This window comes from Pelolinea submarina (assembly GCF_003966975.1).
Taxonomy (GTDB): Bacteria; Chloroflexota; Anaerolineae; order Anaerolineales; family Anaerolineaceae; genus Pelolinea; species Pelolinea submarina.
In genome coordinates this window covers 1,159,169-1,177,711 of the sequence record NZ_AP018437.1, presented here as the reverse complement: position 1 = coordinate 1,177,711, position 18,543 = coordinate 1,159,169, and the positions used below count along the sequence as shown (strand labels likewise).

At 49.6% G+C, this 18,543-nt stretch carries 19 protein-coding genes; 9 read left to right on the top strand and 10 right to left on the bottom strand.

Annotation, left to right across the window (positions count from 1 at the left end; translation table 11 throughout):
• Positions 1 to 35 precede the first annotated feature (35 nt).
• From Pelsub_RS05180 to Pelsub_RS05170, 3 genes are read right to left on the bottom strand one after another with little or no spacing between them, the layout of a single operon-like run.
• On the bottom strand, positions 36 to 347 hold the full coding sequence (locus Pelsub_RS05180) for a PTS fructose transporter subunit IIB (RefSeq protein WP_116224784.1): 312 nt from the start codon (positions 345 to 347) through the stop codon (positions 36 to 38).
• Positions 348 to 389: 42 nt separating this feature from the next.
• Positions 390 to 875: a PTS sugar transporter subunit IIA gene (locus Pelsub_RS05175; protein ID WP_116224785.1), complete on the bottom strand. Its 486-nt coding sequence runs from the start codon at positions 873 to 875 to the stop codon at positions 390 to 392.
• An 18-nt stretch (positions 876 to 893) separates the two neighbouring features.
• Positions 894 to 1,685 (bottom strand): class I fructose-bisphosphate aldolase, encoded by a 792-nt coding sequence (locus Pelsub_RS05170; RefSeq protein ID WP_116224786.1) that lies wholly within the window; start codon positions 1,683 to 1,685, stop codon positions 894 to 896.
• A gap of 249 nt (positions 1,686 to 1,934) precedes the next feature.
• Between Pelsub_RS05170 and Pelsub_RS05165 the strand changes: the two genes are divergently transcribed.
• From Pelsub_RS05165 to Pelsub_RS05135, 7 genes are all read left to right on the top strand, one after another.
• Entirely contained in the window at positions 1,935 to 2,741 is an 807-nt protein-coding gene (locus Pelsub_RS05165) for a DeoR/GlpR family DNA-binding transcription regulator (protein WP_116224787.1), read from the top strand.
• A 41-nt stretch (positions 2,742 to 2,782) separates the two neighbouring features.
• Complete coding sequence (locus Pelsub_RS05160; protein ID WP_116224788.1) at positions 2,783 to 3,787, top strand: dihydroxyacetone kinase subunit DhaK; 1,005 nt, start codon at positions 2,783 to 2,785, stop codon at positions 3,785 to 3,787.
• A 6-nt stretch (positions 3,788 to 3,793) separates the two neighbouring features.
• A complete protein-coding gene (gene dhaL / locus Pelsub_RS05155) occupies positions 3,794 to 4,432 on the top strand; it encodes a dihydroxyacetone kinase subunit DhaL (protein WP_116224789.1) in 639 nt (212 codons plus the stop codon).
• Positions 4,433 to 4,474: 42 nt separating this feature from the next.
• The gene (gene rpiB, locus Pelsub_RS05150) at positions 4,475 to 4,936 is read left to right on the top strand and encodes a ribose 5-phosphate isomerase B (RefSeq protein ID WP_116224790.1); all 462 of its coding nucleotides are present in this window, start codon (positions 4,475 to 4,477) and stop codon (positions 4,934 to 4,936) included.
• Between the two features lie 52 nt (positions 4,937 to 4,988).
• Positions 4,989 to 5,777 carry a triose-phosphate isomerase gene (locus Pelsub_RS05145; RefSeq protein ID WP_116224791.1) on the top strand — a complete coding sequence of 263 codons (789 nt, stop codon included), beginning with the start codon at positions 4,989 to 4,991 and terminating at the stop codon, positions 5,775 to 5,777.
• A gap of 317 nt (positions 5,778 to 6,094) precedes the next feature.
• Positions 6,095 to 6,814, top strand: coding sequence for a response regulator transcription factor (locus Pelsub_RS05140; RefSeq protein ID WP_116224792.1), 720 nt, complete (start codon positions 6,095 to 6,097; stop codon positions 6,812 to 6,814).
• 314 nt (positions 6,815 to 7,128) lie between these two features.
• Positions 7,129 to 8,793: a HAMP domain-containing sensor histidine kinase gene (locus Pelsub_RS05135; protein ID WP_158674988.1), complete on the top strand. Its 1,665-nt coding sequence runs from the start codon at positions 7,129 to 7,131 to the stop codon at positions 8,791 to 8,793.
• On the opposite strand, the gene mgtE is transcribed toward Pelsub_RS05135, so the two are convergent.
• From mgtE to Pelsub_RS05115, 4 genes are all read right to left on the bottom strand, one after another.
• A complete protein-coding gene (gene mgtE / locus Pelsub_RS05130; RefSeq protein WP_116224794.1) occupies positions 8,726 to 10,081 on the bottom strand; it encodes a magnesium transporter in 1,356 nt (451 codons plus the stop codon). The two genes, Pelsub_RS05135 and mgtE, sit on opposite strands and share 68 nt — an antisense overlap.
• Positions 10,082 to 10,099: 18 nt before the next feature.
• Positions 10,100 to 11,026, bottom strand: a complete 927-nt coding sequence (locus Pelsub_RS05125; RefSeq protein WP_116224795.1) for a magnesium transporter CorA family protein — start codon at positions 11,024 to 11,026, stop codon at positions 10,100 to 10,102.
• A gap of 310 nt (positions 11,027 to 11,336) precedes the next feature.
• The gene (locus tag Pelsub_RS05120) at positions 11,337 to 12,005 is read right to left on the bottom strand and encodes a head GIN domain-containing protein (RefSeq protein WP_116224796.1); all 669 of its coding nucleotides are present in this window, start codon (positions 12,003 to 12,005) and stop codon (positions 11,337 to 11,339) included.
• Positions 12,006 to 12,305: 300 nt separating this feature from the next.
• On the bottom strand, positions 12,306 to 12,884 hold the full coding sequence (locus Pelsub_RS05115; protein ID WP_116224797.1) for a YIP1 family protein: 579 nt from the start codon (positions 12,882 to 12,884) through the stop codon (positions 12,306 to 12,308).
• Positions 12,885 to 13,082: 198 nt separating this feature from the next.
• On the opposite strand from Pelsub_RS05115, the gene Pelsub_RS05110 reads away from it, so the two are divergent.
• Both Pelsub_RS05110 and Pelsub_RS05105 read left to right on the top strand, forming a co-directional pair.
• Complete coding sequence (locus Pelsub_RS05110; protein WP_116224798.1) at positions 13,083 to 14,597, top strand: carbohydrate binding domain-containing protein; 1,515 nt, start codon at positions 13,083 to 13,085, stop codon at positions 14,595 to 14,597.
• A gap of 83 nt (positions 14,598 to 14,680) precedes the next feature.
• Positions 14,681 to 15,694, top strand: a complete 1,014-nt coding sequence (locus Pelsub_RS05105; RefSeq protein ID WP_116224799.1) for a hypothetical protein — start codon at positions 14,681 to 14,683, stop codon at positions 15,692 to 15,694.
• Between the two features lie 85 nt (positions 15,695 to 15,779).
• On the opposite strand, the gene Pelsub_RS05100 is transcribed toward Pelsub_RS05105, so the two are convergent.
• The 3 genes from Pelsub_RS05100 to Pelsub_RS05090 form a co-directional block, all read right to left on the bottom strand.
• Positions 15,780 to 16,754 carry a C-terminal binding protein gene (locus tag Pelsub_RS05100; RefSeq protein WP_116224800.1) on the bottom strand — a complete coding sequence of 325 codons (975 nt, stop codon included), beginning with the start codon at positions 16,752 to 16,754 and terminating at the stop codon, positions 15,780 to 15,782.
• A 193-nt stretch (positions 16,755 to 16,947) separates the two neighbouring features.
• Positions 16,948 to 17,964, bottom strand: a complete 1,017-nt coding sequence (locus Pelsub_RS05095; RefSeq protein WP_116224801.1) for a zinc-dependent alcohol dehydrogenase — start codon at positions 17,962 to 17,964, stop codon at positions 16,948 to 16,950.
• 48 nt (positions 17,965 to 18,012) lie between these two features.
• Positions 18,013 to 18,453 (bottom strand): C-GCAxxG-C-C family protein, encoded by a 441-nt coding sequence (locus Pelsub_RS05090; protein ID WP_158674987.1) that lies wholly within the window; start codon positions 18,451 to 18,453, stop codon positions 18,013 to 18,015.
• Positions 18,454 to 18,543 lie beyond the last annotated feature (90 nt).

Below are 18,543 nucleotides of genomic sequence, written 5' to 3'. Positions count from 1 at the left end.
AATTGAATCCACGTCCAAAATGTAGAACCAAATATTTAAAGGCCTGCTTTTTCCTTGGCCTCAATAATCGTCTTTTTCGCGTCCCAGATAGTTTCGTAGGGTCCAAATTGAATAACATTCTTTCCCTCAAAACGATCTTTGTCCCGCACACCGACATCCACTGCCCAAATCACCAGGTCCGCATCGGCGATTTCCTGTTTGGAAAGGCGATTCTCGATACCCATGGCGCCTTGTATCTCTACCTTGATCTCGTCTTCGGTTCCTTTAACTGCTTTGGTCAATGCTTCAGCAGCCATATAAGAATGGGCGATACCGGTTGCGCAAGATGTAACAGCTACGATTTTCATAAGATTGGCTCCTTAAAAATTTTTTATAAATCCTGAGGACGGTCAGGATAAATTTTTTTCACCTTCTTTGATAGCTGCGATGACATCATCGTAGGTTTCTGCTTTGTAGAGAGCGGCAATGAAATCTTCGTAGATCAGTAACCGCGCTAATCGCGAAAGAACCCGGATGTATTCCTCTCCACTCATCTCGCCGGGAATGGCCAGCATAAAAATAAGCTTGACAATGCCGCCACCCAACTGGGTGTTATAGAAAACCCCCTCGTTGCAGCGAGCAAATGCAACACAGGGGGTCTTGACGGTCATACTTTTTCCGTGCGGGATCGCGATGCAATTATCCATGTAGGTCGGGCCCAACGCTTCACGTTCGTAGATTGCCTCCAGAAATTTTTCTCTGGATTCAATCACGCCAGCCTTCAGGAACATTGAAATCATCGTATCCAGCAATTGTTCCTTGCTTTTGATCCCGGTCAGGTTGAGATCCACAGTGTCGGATCGGATTACCTGAGAAATCACAAATTGATTTACCATAATTTTTATTAGTAAATTTTACAGAACTTTCAGAGCTTCATCAACCGAAGCATTTTCGTGCATAATCAACTTCATAGCTTCCAGCATGGCTATCGGATCTTTATACTGCCAGAGGTTGCGGCCCACAGCACATCCGCGGCCGCCGGCGTCCACTACATTCTTTAACACAGTCAGGAATTCTTTGGGTTCGTCGGTCAGACTGCCGCCGGACAACATGACCGGAATCGGGCAAGCTTCCACCACTTCCTGGAAGGTTTCCTTTGAACCGGTGTAATAAGTCTTGACAATATCCGCGCCCAGTTCAGCGCCGATACGGGCTGCCCATTTTACATGCTTGACGTCTTTAATATTGTCAAATCCACAGGGATACATAATCGCCATAAGGGGCATGCCCAGATTATCGCAATCTTCCGCGACTTTAGCCAGGCCTTTCAACATATCGCTGGTTTTTTCAGCGCCCACCAATACGTGCATGGAAACGCCGGAAGCACCCAACTGCACCGCATGCATCACGGAATCGGAGAGCATGAAGTAATTCGGTTCAGGGCCCATTTCGACACAAGTATCGATGGATACCATGAACGGGATATCATTCTCGATGAAGCTGGGGTACACCTGTTTGACAACGCCATTGGGCATGAAAAAAGTTTCCGGCTTGTGCGCGGCCAACATTTTCACTGTTTCAACCGGATTGACGATACCGGGGATCGGGCCCAATACTGCCGCATGATCCATCGCAACCACAATGGCATTTTTGCTTTTGGGATTCAACATTCTATTTAACCGTAATTGTTTGCCTATTTGAGACATTAAAGTGATCTCCTTGAATATTTTAGTTAAGCTAATACCATATTACAGCAAATGAGAACATTTGTCAATATATAAGCACTTTATTGTTCTCATTACCTGTTATATGGTATAATTCAAGCATCAATCTACTGTCGTTTTGTTTCATTTAACATCTTTTATTGGTATTTTGGGGTACTGCAATCAATCCGGATGTATTTATAATTATCAAATACAATAAATTAAACGCAGTCCCCGACAAGGATTTTGAATATGAGTGAACCGAAAAAAATATTTAGAGAAGAACGCCTGGCTATGATCTACCACGCTATCCAGGAAAGACAAAAAGTCTTTGTCGTTGATCTGGCTGAGGAGTTCAATATCAGCGAATCCAGCGTCCGTTTGGACCTGGCTGAACTGGAAACCCGCAACCTGATCCAGCGCACCCACGGGGGCGCTATCCTGCGCGATGAAATTCCCAACAATGATATTGTCATCAATCTGGATAGCATTAACGAGCGTATGACCCATTTTCAACTGGAAAAAGAAGCGATTGGACGAAAAACCGCTTCACTGGTTGAGGACGGCGATACGATTATGATGGATGGCGGCAGCACCACCAAAGCTGTTGCCAAATATCTAGCGGATAAAAAAAACCTGACCATCATTACCAATTCAATCATTCTCATCCCCGAATTTCTTTATAATCCCAACATTAATTTCTACGCCTTGGGCGGATTAGCCCAAAAAGACCACGGTGTCTTTGTGGGCTATATGACAGATGAATTTGTCACCCAATTCCATCCACAAAAGACCATCATCGGTATTGACGGAATCTCCCTGGAGAAAGGGCTGACTGCCGCCAACCCCTCCGTTCCGGCTGTTTCCTCTGTTAAACGAAAAATGATAGAAGTCAGCGAACAGCTGATCATTGTCAGCGACCACTCCAAGTTTAACCGTATCTGTCTGATGCCGGTCGCGCCGATTGACGCCATTGATATTCTGGTGACTGATTCAGGCGTATCCAAAGATCTGGTAGAACAAATCGAGGAACGGGGCCCCAAAGTGATAATTGCATGATTTAATTCATGCATTAAAAATATTAATAATAATAGAGGTAAATGCCAATGGTCAAAAAGATAATCAATAATCCCAAAGATGTTGTGAAAGAAACCATGGAAGGTCTGCTGTTGGCCAACCACGGCAAAATAGTAAAGGTTGAAGATGCCAACGCGGTTGTACGTCCCTCCATCCCCGCCGGTAAAGTAGGCCTGTTGGTGGGCGGCGGCAGCGGTCATGAGCCGCTTTTCGCCGGGTTCGTTGGCGATCATCTGGCAGACGGTGCCGTCAGCGGCAACGTTTTTGCCGCGCCCGCTCCCGACCAGATTTTGGCCGCTACCAAAGCGCTCGACCACGGCAAAGGCGTCCTCTATCTATACGGTAATTACGCCGGCGATAATATGAACTTTGACATTGCGGCAGAATTAGCCGAACTGGAAGGCATTTCCACTAAAACCGTGCGAATCTACGACGACGTCGCCTCCGCTCCGCTTGAACGGATCGACGACCGCCGCGGTATCGCGGGCGATCTGTTTGTCATCAAAGTAGCCGGCGCCGCCGCTGCGGAGCTGGATTCGCTGGATGAGGTTTTCCGCGTAACCGCCAAGGCGCGCGATTTCACGCGCTCCATGGGCGTCGCCATTTCCCCCGGGTCCATCCCCGAAACCGGCCAACCCACCTTTGAGATTGGCGAGGGCGAGATCGAGATCGGCATGGGCCTGCACGGCGAAGCCGGTGTATCACGCGAAAAGCTGATGCCTGCGGACGAACTGGTCAGCCGCATGACCGATCTGATCCTCAAAGATCTGCCCTTTAAAGCCGGGGACGAAGTCTGCCTGCTGATCAACAACCTGGGCGCCACCACCATGATGGAGCTGCTGATCGTCAACCGCAAGGTACGTGAAATTCTGGCAGAAGCCAAGATTAACGTGCACGATACCATGATGGGCTCTTACTGCACATCACAGGAAATGGCCGGTTTTTCCATTTCACTGTTGAAGCTGGATGATGAATTGAAAAAATACTACGACATGCCGGCGGAATCTTTCGCCTTCACCAAAAGGTAGACCATAATGACCATCGATTCAATATCTCTCTCCCAGGTGAAAGACGCCTTTCACTTCATCGCCAACCGCATGGTGGACAGCAAGGACATGCTGACGCAAGCCGATCAGGCCATTGGCGACGGCGACCACGGCATCGGTATGGCGCGCGGCTTCGAAGCCGTAAATAACATGCTGGAAGCCAAGACTTTGAATAACGTGGAAGATGTCTTTTTCAACACCGGTACCAGCCTGCTGGCTTCCATTGGCGGCGCTTCCGGCGCCATCTTCGGTTCGTTTTTCATGGGCGCCGGCAAAGCACTGCAAGGTGCGGAAATTTTAAACGCCGCGGGCTACCAGAAAGCGCTGGAAGCTGGTTTGGCCATGGTTAAAAAACGCGGCAATGCCAGCATCGGCGATAAGACCATGGTGGATGCCCTGGAACCGGCAGTGGACGCTGCCAACCAGTACAGCGGCAGCTCGCTGGAAGAATTAGCCGGATTGGTAGCTGCGGCTTCCCATGAGGGCATGGAAAAGACCAAAACCTTCACAGCGAAAATCGGCAAAGCAAAAACGCTGGGTGAGCGCACCCTGGGACACGCCGATCCCGGCGCTATTTCCATCACGCTCATCTTTGAAGCATTGAAAGAGTACATTTCCTCACTTTAGTGAGATGTTTCCAAATACATATTTATTGGTAAGGAGAAGACTATGAAGATTGCGATTGGCTGCGACGAGCTGGCCTATAAACTGAAAGAAATCATCAAAGCTTTTTTGGAAGAACAAAGCGACGTGGAAATAGAACTCGTCAAAGACTGCGGGGTCGAAGAAAATGAGAACATAGACTACCCCGATATTGCCGAACGGGTAGCTAAATCCATCATGAGCGGTGAATGCGACCGCGGTATTTTGATTTGCGGGACGGGTATCGGTATGGCTATCGCCGCCAATAAATTCCCCGGTATTCGCGCCGCGCAGGTCTGCGATCCTTATTCTGCCGAACGTGCCCGCAAGAGCAATAACGCGCAGATCATGACATTGGGCTCTTTGACCATGGGCCCGGAGACGGCTAAATATCTGGTAGGCATTTGGTTGAAATGTGAATTTGCCGGCGGACGTTCGACTCGCAAAGTGGACAAGATCAACGCCATTGACGAGACTTATCGGAAATAAACTTTCAATCTCGACCGCAACAACAAATTTTATTGGTTAGATAGGTGTCTTAATGAAGAATTTATGGATTGGAACCGGCTGGAAGATGAATCACTTGATGAGTGATGCCATGCTTTACACCGACAAAATCAAGGATTACTGCAACCAGCGGCATCCCAGCAGCAACATTTTTATCTGCGTACCTTTCACGGTTCTATACGCTGTCACCGAGAAGTTGAAAGATTCCCAAATCACAGTAGCCTCACAGAATGTGCATTGGCTCGACCGCGGCGCGGCCACCGGCGAAATTTCCCCACTGATGATCAAAGACGCCGGGGCCAGCATGGTCGAGATCGGCCATTCCGAAAGGCGCGCCATGTTTGCCGAGACAGATATGATGGTCAACGCCAAGGTCAAAGCTGTATTGCAAAACGGCCTGCGTCCGCTTGTTTGCATTGGTGAAACCGCCCAGGATAAAGAAATGGGCCTGACTATCGAGAAATTGACCAGCCAGCTAAAAATCGCTTTCCATCAGGTCAGTCCAACGCAGGCGGAGAATATTCTGGTAGCTTACGAACCGGTGTGGGCCATTGGCGAATCCGGTTCCCCCGCTTCGCCCGAATACGCCGACCAGGTGCACGCGCATATCAAAAAAGTCCTGACGGAAATCTTCGGTAAACAGGCAGCCGATATTCCCGTGCTGTACGGCGGCAGTGTCAATCCGCAGAACGCCCTGCCCCTGATTAGCCAAGAACATATCGATGGCTTATTCATTGGACGGGCTGCCTGGAATGTAGATGGGTTCATCAACATCATCTCCATGGTGGAAGATTTTGTAACCAGTGAATTACCGGTTGAATAATGGAAAAAGCCTCCCGCAATAATCGGGAGGCTTTTTTTATAACCTTTCTATTCTAAAATCCGGCCCTTCCTGCCAAATCTCATTAATATATTTTACAAGTTGTTTACATACTGAAATCAATTTAATGTCATTTTCGGTTTAGAATGAAAACAATTAATTTGTAGGAGAATAATTTCCGTTATTGTTGCACGATCAACGTCTGTTTTGTTTACCGGAGGGGATTAACAGATAATTAATTTATTAATCAAAGGTTGAAATATAGATTTACATTTTGGTAGATATAATGTTTTCAACCAAAGAAAGCCGGGAATAAAGAAATGACTTTACAAATTCAAAATCCTCGTATTTTAATCATTGAAGATGACGCAGCCGTAGCTCGCAGCCTGAACGACGGCCTGGTGCGGGAAGGTTATTCCATCCAAATCTGCAATTCAGGCATAAAAGGAATTGAAGCCGCGCAAAAAACGCAGCCGCATTTAATCATCCTGGATATTCGTCTGCCAGACGGTTCCGGTTTCGACTTCTGCCGGCAGATTCGCCAGTCCGGTTTGCACCAACCCATCCTGATCTTAACCGTTCGCGATGAAGCCATTGACAAAGTTCTGGGCCTGGAAATCGGTGCGGATGATTACATGACCAAACCCTACAACCCCAACGAGTTGAATGCCCGCATCCGTGCTTTACTGCGCCGTGCGTACGGCGAATTTTCTTCCACCGAATCCAAATTGATTTTCATTGGCGACCTGACCATTGATATTTTACGGGCCACGGTAACTCGCAATGAAAACGTAATCAGCCTGACCCCTACTGAATACCGTTTGTTTGTGCATATGGCCAAACACCCTGGCCAGGTACTCAGCCGCTCACAACTGGTCAGCAGCATTCGCGGGTACGAGACCGAGGAGATTAATGACAGCCAAACCATCACGGTCTATATTCGGCGCTTACGCGAAAAACTCGAGTACGATCCCGCCCATCCCAAACTAATCTTGACTGTACCCGGCATCGGTTACCGTCTATCGGCTAACCCCGACTAACATTAAGAGACAGTAATTCACCACACTGTGGAATAAAACATCGATCGTTTAAGTTTACAGTCGATTATTTAATAAACCGGCCCGGAAGATGGTTAGTAGAGGGAAAAGCTCCATCATTTCCACAGTATATATCGGTTTTCATCAACGTTTTTTCATCCATCATTATCTGCCTATTAGCTTTTAATCCGTTTTGGAAGTCCAATCAGTGCCGCCGCTAATTGCATTAAAATAAACTAAAGATACTTATGAAAAAACACAGATTATTTAGGTCTCTGCAGACACAACTGCCATTATCATTTGGGATTCTGTCCTTGTTGACAACCACATTAATCGGGATTGTCATGGCCCTGACGATATGGAAATATTACAACAACCTTGAAAACCGATACTTGAATGATAACTTATTTGGTACCGCAAACAGCATTTCGAGAATTGTCCAAAAATCCGAGATCAGTTTGGGGGACTCGCTGCTGGACTATCAGGATGTATTCCAAAACCAGGCCAGAATAACCGCGTTCTTGATCCAATCAAGAGTGCGAATTCTCGATGTGACCGGTTATGCCGTAGCTGATTCCGGTTCACCATCGCAAAGCTGGAATATCACAGTTCCCAGATCGCAATTCTCCAATCAACAATCCCAATCCACGCCTGATATAACACATAGCATCGATCCCAGTAGTATGCCCAGTGAAGTGTCTACTGCAGAAGAGATCCCCGGAACTGAAAACTCAACGAATGCATCCTCTTTTTCCCTGGAACCTTCCCAAGAAGACGGTCCAACGAACAATGATGACCCACCACCCGCATATTCCTTTCAGGCAAACCCGGACATATTCGGCTTTATCCTCATGCAAGTTGACACTTCAGTATATAAAAACCGTTCTTCAAAAGTAGTAAATGCACCCTTTTATGATCTGGATCATAATATCCTGGGATACGTCGAGTTATCGGAAAGCCCACGATACAGCCAGCGCATCATTACCGACGTTGTTCGCGGCTGGGGAATCGCCAGTCTGATTGGTGTGGTGATCTCCACCATCATCGGTTATATCGTCAGCCGTAACCTAACCAAACCACTGGTAAATTTGGAAAGTGTCGCTTCTGAAATGAAAGACGGCAATTTCGAGATCCGTTCACCTATTTACAAACCTGACGAACTGGCTTCATTATCAGACACCTTCAACCAGATGGCCGCGCACATCCAACACAGCATAGAAACAATGCGCCAATTCGTTTCGGACGCGGCTCACGAGATTCGCACACCATTGACCTCGCTGCGGGCAGATTTAACCCTGGCATTAACCGAAACATCCTTAAAGAAAGCCAAACCCATAATCCACCGCTCGCTGGAGCAGATTGACCGTCTGGACAGCCTTTCCAGGGACCTGCTGAATCTCTCCAAACTGGAATCCAAGAATGGAAAAACTAAATTTAAAGAAATCGACCTGACCCACCTGCTTAATGAGATCAGTGAAATCTACGCATCGGCAGCGGAACAGGCAAAAGTGGAATTCAACTCACAGCTGCAGCAGGAACCGATCCTGATCAATGGCGATGACGAGAATCTGCGTCGCGCGGTCGGCAACCTGCTCGCTAACGCTGTAAAATTCACCCCGCCCGGAGGCATCGTCAATATAAAATTGTATGCCGAATCCGATTCCGCCCTGATCCTGGTTGAAGACGATGGTATTGGCATTCTCAATGAAGACCGGGAAGGCTTGTTCAACCGCTTCCATCGTGGAAAGAACACCCAAAATTATCCGGGTGCCGGATTAGGATTGGCAATATCTAAAGCTATCGTGGAAAAACACAACGGCATTATTGGATTCTTGCCGGATAAAGAAAAAACGGTCTTCTTTATTCGACTTCCGCTAGCTAGCAAACCAACCTCAACAAAAGAGAAGGACTCTTCTAGATCAACCAGGCGAGCAAAGCGGAAGCAAGACCTAAATAGACCAGATACCCCAGAGCGTCTGTAAGCGCGGTCACGATAATCGGAGAAGCCAGCGCCGGATCAGATTTGAACTTTTGAATTGCCAGGGGAATGACCACACCGGTGAAAGCTGTGCTGATGATATTGACCAGCGTTGCGATACCGGCGATCATCCCCAGCATCAGGGATTGCTTCCAAACCACCGCGATTAACGCGATGATCAAACCAACCGCAATACCATTGACCAGACTAAGCAGGAATTGATTGGCAATCACCTTTATGGCATTCTTTGGTTCGATCTCGCCCAAAGCGATGCTGCGCACCGTGACCGTCAATGTCTGCGTGCCGGCGCTGCCGCTCACGCCGGCCACAATCGGGAAGAAAGCCGCCAGTGCAGCCATCTGTGAGATGGTTGACTCAAACAAGCTCAATACCGAAGCGGATATTAATGCCATAAATAGATTGACCACCAGCCAGGGCAGACGTTTTTTTACAGCTTCCCCCAGCGGCAGGTCGCTGGGCGTTTCTTCAGGAATACCGGCCAACCGATAGATGTCTTCGGTAGCTTCGTCTTCCATAATGTCGAAAGAATCATCATACGTGATCACACCCAGCAAACGTTGGTTGTTATCAACTACCGGCAGTGCCAGCAAGTCGTAACGCTTCATCAATTTCGCCGCTTCTTCCTGGTCGGCATCGGCCTGCACGGAAAGCACATCCGTGTTCATAATGTCGGAAATTTTGGCAGTAGCCGGTTGGGTAACCAGCGAACGCAAGTTGACTACACCTACTAATTTGTCCGCGCGATCGGTGACAAACAAGTAATAGATATCTTCATCTTCCGGTGTCAGCTTCCGTAAATACGAGATGGCTGTTTTTACGGACATACCGGCTTTCAGCACAATGGAAGCCGAGGTCATCAAACCGCCGGCAGTTTGGTCCTGGTGTTTTAACAGGGGTTCGACCTCTGTGGCATCCAACATGGCATCCAGCACGCGCGACGCCTTTTCGGGTTCTATATCGCCCAGCAAGTCGGCCGCTTCATCCGGCTCCATGTGGTCCATAATTGTGGCTAATTTATCCGCCCGCAAGCGGTCGGCTACAACCACGGCGTCCTCTTCTTCCAGCTCCTCCAGGATATCCGCCGAGTCCTCAGGGTTCAGCTTTGGCAGGATGGCGTCCTGCTCTTCCGGATTTAGATCGTCAAAAACACCGGCCTGATCTGCCGGCCGCAGCCCTTCCAACAAAATAGCCGCGCTTTTAGGATCGCCGTGTTCCAATAAGTCCTTTACCTGCACCAGCAGGGTATCTACATCAATTTCATATACCGTCATCGATACGCAATCCCCTTTCTAAAACCAGTCTCGTCGTTTGAAAATAAGTACAGCCGAACTCATCACTGCCACAGAAACCAGCGAGATCCAGGCAAAGGCATGCGGCGAATTGGATAGCGGTAGCGAGACGTTCATGCCAAAAAAGCTGGAAATCAACGTAGGCAAATTCAGCACAATGGTCACCGATGTCAGCAATTTAATCACCTGGTTCTGATTGTTGGAGATGATGGAAGCAAAAGCATCCATCATCTGGCTGAGCAGGTTGCTGGCAATATTGGTCATTTCAATAGCCTGCTGGTTTTCGGTGATGACATCTTCCAATAGATCGGAATCATCTGGAAATTCTTTGAAGGAACGGATGCGTTGCAGTTTCTCAAATACCAGCTCATTGGACTTCAAAGCGGTAGACAGAAGTTCCAGGCTCTTCTGATATTTGAGAAGCTCCAACACCTCTTTATTTCGGATGGATTTCTGCAATTCATCTTCAATCAGGTCAACTTTCTTGTTGATTGCGCGCACTGCCGCCAGGTATTCATTGGCAATAGCCAACAGGATATTGAGGATGAATTGGTTCCGTTTATTGGTGGAAAAATAGCGCCCTTTTTTGGCAATTGAATCCAGCAGTGGTATTTTGTACTTGCTGATGGTAATAATGAAATCATTGCACAAAATAATCCCCAGAGGAATCGTTGTATAGGGAATATCCTGCGTTTCTCCCTGGTAATAAGGGGTGCGCAGCAATAACAGCGTGGCACCGGCTTCTTTCTCGGTGCGCGGCCGTTCGTCAAGGTCGAGGGGATAGGTGATGAAATCCCGAGGAATGCCCAGACCGTAAGTCTGTTCAATTTCTTCAGGAGTGGGATTCACCACATGCACCCAAGCGCCGTCAGCAACCTGCGGGATACTAACCAACGCATTTTCAGTGGTCTTTAAAATCGTTAACATGTTTACCTCCATTTCTCGTTTGATTCGAGCCCATGGAAAGCAAAAACCCTCGGCTTCCTCCGTTGAACGGTACCGAGGGCGAGACCACCTCAAATTAAATCAAGGTGCGGTTTAAACCGATTCACCTCCCGGTGAAAAATGTTCAACAGGATAAAGAGCCGAGCTGCGTCTAGGGTCAGGATCTAAATCTAATGAAATTTCTTCGCTCATTGTTCTCTCTTTCTTAATTGAGTTTACACCTATTCAACAAGGCCCGTCAAGGGATTTGACCTCTGACGGGCTTTTATTGGTGTTTTTCCTGTTTTCAGTTCTACTTGTGCTCACCCAGGCAGGTTATTTTACCCAGCATGGTTAAACTTTGTTTGACTGAAGGAGTTCCGTAGTATTCAACACTGCCAACTCCTGCGATGGTGACGTCCAATTCCTTCTTAACCCATAGCTGCACGCTGCCCACGCCACTTAATACAACTTTGGCAGTGTCCGATTCCAATTCATGTCCGCTGAAGTTGCCCGCGCCTGCCAAAGTTACCAATTGGTCTTTCGCCTTGCCCTCAACTAAAACTTTCCCGGCCCCGGGGATTTCCGTCTTCAAAGAATCCACCTTCAAACCCATTACTTTGACATTGGAAGCGCCAATCATCTTCAGCTCCAGGCTGTCGGTTTTAATATCATTTACCTCAATATCAGCGGCTCCCGCTACTTCAAGTTCGGTTAATTCTTTCAGGACAACATTGATGCGGATATCGTTTTCCGAAAGGAAGTCAAAACCTGCGCTGATTTTTTCCACCCAATCGCGGCCGACATCGATGACCAATTTGCCGTCGGCGACATTGGTGGTAATGCGACTGACCGCCAACTTATCACCTTCAACCATGACGGATTGTTCTTTTCCCTGTGTAACGAACAACTTGCCAATACCACGCATATTGATGGAGTTAAATTCGCCTAATTCTCTTTTTTCGCTGACCTTTTCACCCATTTTGCATTCTCCTTGATATTCATTACTTATACTTATTTATACGCATCTGGATATTTTTAGTTTCGCCGCCCAAAAAGCTGCATACCTGCTCAAAGTGAAGTGTGGAAGGTTTACCGTGCAGCATTCCTTTTGGGAGTCGCAAAGCATCCTTTTGGAGGATCGCGACGCATCCTCTCGGAGGATCGCATAGCATCCTCTTGGAGGATCGCGAAGCATTCCCCAGGGGAAAGCATCGTGTTATCAAAAAGGCAGCACAAGATATACCCATGCTGCCTTTCTAAATTCAAAGCCAATAATTAGTTAGAGTGCACCCATCAAAGTGCTCACACTAACCAAACCGAATACGGCCAACAAACCGCTGGCAATTGCAGTAACAATCGCCATGACAATCCAGCCGATGATCACCGTACCAATGGTCTGCGGCCATTCCAGGTCCAGTGCTTCTTTAGCGGCCATAAACCATGCGAACAATCCTGCCAGGCCGGCCAGGAATGTGATCGGGCGGCTGATCCAACGCATTCCGGAACCGGCCAGGGTGATAATGTTCAGGAATTGAACGACATTCCAGACATAAGCCAGGCCCAGGGTGCGCACCAATTCGTCAAAGGTCACATCCGCGTTGAAGAAGGTCTTGCCTACCCAGCCAATCACAAAAGCGCCCAGGGCAAATCCGCCTACGGAAAACAGCGCCGCGAAAATTGCGCCGAAGATCCAGCCGGCGCCGATGCCGTCGGCGGCAGCCGCGGTGGAGCCCAGGCCGGAGAGAAAGGCCACCACGGCCACAATCATCCAGGCGCTTGAAGTAAACGTGGTGTCGTCCTCAACCTCTTTATAAACCCCGGGTTTGAACGTAAAAGCTGCAATAATACGGTCCATCATAATAACCTCCAATGAGCTAAATCTATTTGATTATATTAACCCTGCAATGTATCTCAGGTATCCTGATTATATATACAAAATTCCAGACTTTGTTTTTAATGTTTGATTAACATTTTCAGGGTTAGGAGGCACCTGGTTAATTGACTTTGCCTCTATATTCTCTATAATTTGATTAAGTTAAGTAGAAAGACGGAAATCATGCGTAAAATCCATAAGTTCTTGCTGATATCCCTATTGCTGAGTGTTTTTATGTTCTCCACCGCAGCAAACTCCCTGCATTCTCCCGATCCACAACCACCAGATGAGCCGGTCAAGTTGATTTTCATCCACCATTCCTGCGGTGAAAATTGGTTGACGGACGGGTACGGAAACCTGGGTAAGCAATTGGGGCAGAACAATTATTTTGTAAGTGACACCAACTACGGCTGGGGGCCGGATGCGATCGGCGACCGGACGGATATTCCTGATTGGTTGGAATGGTTCCGCAGCGCCCAGACGGAAGAAATCACACAAGCCCTTTACGATGAAAATGGGCAATTAAGTAATTATTCCCGTTCACTGGTCGATCCGGGCGGTGAGAATACGATCATCATGTTTAAATCCTGTTTTCCCAACTCGGAATTAAGCGGCAGCCCTGACGATCCACCCGGCACGTTTGCCGATCTGAGCGTAAGCGGCGCGAAATATGTTTATAACCAACTCTTACAATACTTCGCAACCCGGCCGGATAAATTATTCATCGTCGTCACCGCTCCGCCGGTCAGCAGCCGCGCATACGCGAAAAATGCACGTGCCTTCAATAATTGGCTGGTGGAAGATTGGTTATCGGAAAATGATTATCAATTGGAAAATGTGGCCGTCTTTGACTTCTACAACATCCTGACCGGCAAAGATGCGCATCACCGCTACAATAACGGTCAAATTGAGCATATAACCTCGACGGGCAATACGCTTTATTACCCAAGCGGAGATGATCATCCCTCTGAGATCGGCAGCCAAAAGGCAACCGAAGAATTCATTCCCCTGTTAAATTGTTATTATCAGCGCTGGAAGGCAAGCGCGTCTTCGCAAATGCCGGTCGCAGTCCAACAAGAAGAACCCACCCCAACGAACAGCGCAGCCCATGCGAACAATTCCCCGGAGAGCAGCGTAACCGGTTCATCAATGGCATTGGCAGCCATGATCGATGATTTTGAAAGCGACAATCCGTTGAGCGCCAATGGATGGGAGTTGTTCAGCGGTAACCCGGCAAATACATCGATGAATTGCGCAGTCGAAGAGGGATCAGCCTACGAGGGCGCGCGCGCTTTAACGGTCAACTTGGAAGTTAAAGCGGATGACTGGGCAACCTGCTCAATGCTTTTCGACCAGGCGCAAGATTGGTCCGCATCAGAAGGATTCACCTTCATGCTTCACGCATTGGAAACCGGATCGGTCTTTGACGTCAACCTGTACACCGGCAGCGCTGACGCGCTGCAAACCTACACATACTCGATCGAAACAACCACCGAAAGCACGGAAGGCTGGATACCGGTCACGCTGCGTTGGGAAGATCTTCATCGCGTGGAATGGGAAGAAAATGCAAACAGCCCATTCGATTCCTCGAACCTGGTGATTGGAATTGCCTTTGGTGTAAACGCGGATAATTCTGTTGCGCTAAGCATCGATAACCTGGCCTTGGTGGATGACAACTCGACAACGGATCAGCCCTGATCCGGTATGGGTTAAGTGAAAGAGAGAACTTCACCCGAATTAACCCGTATATATTTAAGACCATATTGTCTTTAGGAGTAAACATGCGAAAATTGATTGCCGTAATTCTTACCATTTGCCTGGTTTTCCCCCTGCTGCTGGCCAGCCTGACCGCGTTCAGTACCATTAGTTGGGCGTTGGACCGCACGTTTTTCACTGACGCGCTGGACCAGGATCAGGTCTACCAGGCTATTTTATCCGACCAAACGCTGGATGACGTTCTGCGCAGCTATATCGCGCTGCCCGCGGACGCGGACACCCAGGCGCTCAATGAGGTCCTGCGCAGCGTGATCACCCAGGACTACCTGAAAGGTCAGTTAAGCGCGATTGTAAATGGATTTTTCGATAATATTCAGGGGATAACCCGGGAATTCACACCAACCATCGACCTGCTGCCCATCAAAACCGCCCTGACTCAAGAGAAACAGGATGAATTCTTGACCGCGCTGGTAACTGCCCTGCCCGACTGCCAGTCCGGACAGACACCCGGGTTTGGGGAAGGACAGACTCCCTGCAAGCCGCAAGGCATTTCCGAAGAGCTATTGATCGAAAATTTCTTAAAACCCGCCCTCCCGCAAGCTCTGGCCCAAATCCCGGATGAAGTTCCCTTGAGTGAGCAGTGGTATAACGAGCAGGATTGGCAGGTCTATCTGCCGGGTATGGCTGGACCGGCCGGTGTCATGCTGTCGGTATTATTCCTGGCGTTCATCGCATTGTGTTTCTGGTATATCACGGCGCTAATCGCGGACAGCAGTTGGCGAGTGCGTTTGCAGTGGTTGGGCTGGATGTTGATGGTTTCCGCGCTTCCGGTTTTCTTTTTGGGATTGGTTCTGCAGAGCAGCAGCGCACTGTATTGGGCCCAATATGGGCTGCAGCAAGCCCATCTCGGCAGCCTGCCAACCTTCCTCAGCTCCCCTACTGTTTTACAGGCTATAACCGAGAGCATCCTGCCGCGCGTTGCCAATGCCTTCCTGGCCGTAGGTGGTATAGCCGGCAGCCTGGCATTGGGCTTTATCGTTTGGGGGCTGGCGACCGCCAAAGAGCGTCAAACCGCCTAACGCCTATACGCAGAGCAATAACCTGCCCTGATATTAACAAAGAAAACCGTTCTCCACTCATGTTCATGGAGGACGGTTTATTTTATTAATTAACGCAATATACCGGCTGGCCAGTCAACAGCGCGCTGACCACGTTCTCGGCGGTTTTGCGCTGCAGTTCTTCGCGCGAACCGTCCGAGTTCCAGGCAATATGCGGCGTCAGGCACACGTGCGGGTGGCGCAGGAAGGCGGTATGCTCATATTCGTCGTCCGCCAGCACATCCAGCCCGGCATAACCCAGCTTGCCGCTGTCCAGCGCCTCCAGCATGGCGTCCTCGTCGATCAACGCGCCGCGCGCCGTGTTGACCAGCACCGCGCCGTCCTTCATCTGCGCGAATTGCGCGCGCCCCAACAACCCTTTGGTTGATTTTGTTAAAGGCACATGGATGGAGACTACGTCTGCCTGGGACAGCGCTTCTTCCAGCGTCAGGAATGTGATTTCGGGATAATCCGCCTGGCCATTGAAATAAGGGTCGTAAACCACTACCCTGGCAAAGAAAGCTTTGGCTTTGGCATACACATTGCGCGCGATATTGCCAAAACCGATCAGACACAGCGTAGTATCGCTGACGCGCTTGATGGGTTGGATGGCGTCCATGTTGAACTCCCCTTTCAGCAGCAGGTCGCGCGCGACCGTAATCTTGCGCAGGGCGTCCAGCATCAATGCGATAGCGCTATTGGACACCTCGTCAAGGCAATAATCCGGCACATTGGCAACTTTAATGTTTTTCCGGGTGGCAGCTTCAATATCGATGAGATCTACACCAACCGCATAATGAGCAATAACTTTGCACTGCCGCATAGCCGCGATCACCTGCGCGTCGACGCCGGCAAACTGGGTCATGAGCGCGTCCGCGTCGCCCACAAAAGGGAGCAGCTGTTCACATGTTTTTGCGCCCCCCGGAATGATCTGAGTACAGTCCACAATCTCGACGTCCGGACCTAATTGCGCCAGGATCCGGCGTTCCTGGTCGATGTTGGGATAATAGTAATCGGAGATAACGATTTTATAATGGCTCATGCGAACAACCCTGCCTTTCTAATGGTGAGTACTACTGCGTTATGAAGAATTCAACGTGCCGGCTCTGAAAGTAGATACCCGGCCGGCGGATAAATATTGGGCACAAGTATAAGACAAATTCAGCGGCAGTCTACTTAATTTGCCGCTGAATCTTGTAAATTATTTTTGCTAGGGAAATCTTACGCTGATCGCATTAACGCCAATCGATCACCACACAGCGGTAATGCTCCTTGTCGTAGTACAAACCATGGTAGGCCGCCTCGGCCTCTTCCGGCCGGATGACGTGGCTGATGATCTTGGAAGCATCGATCTGTTTGTTCAGCATCAGTTCAAAAGCCGTGCGATAATTGCGCTCGAAGCTCAGTTTGAAACCGGGGGTAGGTTTAAGCGGTACGGCATTGGCGGCCAGCGCTCCGCGTACGGTCAACATCTTCATGTGGATGGGGTTGAAGATATCTGTCAGGTTGCCCTCGGCCGCAGCGCGCGGTGTACCCAGCAATACTACCTGGCCATACGGCCGCGTGGCTTGGATGGCAGTTGCGATCACGCTGGACTGCCCCACCGCGTCCACACCGATGTCCGCGCCCAATCCATCCGTCAGGGCTTTGACCGCTTCCGCCTGTTCCACGGGCGCGCAGGCGATCGTCTCGCGGATGCCCAATGCTTTCGCCAGCTCGCAGCGGCTTTCCACCGGATCCAGTCCGATCACGCGCGCGCCGTTGATCTGGTAGAGTAGTGCTGCCAGCAGGCCCACTACACCCAACCCGAATACGGCTACGCTGTCGCCAATCTTGACCTCGCAGTCGTTTGGCCCGGTCAGGGCGATGCCGATCATGCAGGCCAGGGGTGCTTCCACAGAATCCAATCCTTCCGGTACTTTGAAGAAGTGATTCCACTCTTCCACACCGTTGCCGGTGAAACGCAGCAAGGAGGCGTGGTTGCCCAGGTAAAAAACACTTTCACCCACCTCGTAATCCACCAGGGCGCTGCCTTTTTGCAGGATGCGCCCGATCGAGGCGTAACCCGGCCGCACCGGGTAAGTCACACCCGGTTTGAGCGCGAACACGCGCGAAAGCTCCGTGCCGGCGCTGATGACGGAGGTCTCGTTCTGTATGATGGCCTCGTTCGGCCCCAGATCATCCGCGTTGACCTCTTCGTTCTTGACCACCACGATGCCTTTTTCGACAATTTCCAGATATTTGCTGAGCATGGGTATCTCCGTTTGGTTGCTTGTGAATGCGCGATAAAGAAAAGATGATCAGGCTTTATGGGCGGTTTCTTCCAGGAAATCCACCAGCAGGCCGGTCGCCCGCCCCACCAGCGCTTTGCAATCCGGCTGGCCCGGCTGCCCCACCCAATTCTCGCGCAGGTCCTGGCAGCAGGTGTAACCGAACTCCTTCATGAAGCGCTCACGCCAACCAGCGGTCAGCGCCTGGCAAAGATCGTCATTCGTCTGCGCATCCTCGCGGCCATACAGCGCACCGATCAGCAGCACTCCCCCGGCAAGCGCACCGCACAACTCCATATGCGAGCAGCCCACCCCGCCCGCAAAGGGTGTGGAGAGGCGCACGGCCAATGGGTCCAAATCCGGCAAGTAGTGGCCGGCAGCTGCTAATAAAATGGCTTCCGAGCAGTGGTAGCTTTCATCCATGCGCGCGACTGCGTCGGCAACAATTTTTTCTTTGATACTTTCTTCCAAGCTTCCCTCCATAAATAAACATTAGTATCGTGTATTGGGTTTATTTTATCGCCCTTCTATGCGTTTTTGGCTTCTGACAACCAGAAAAGT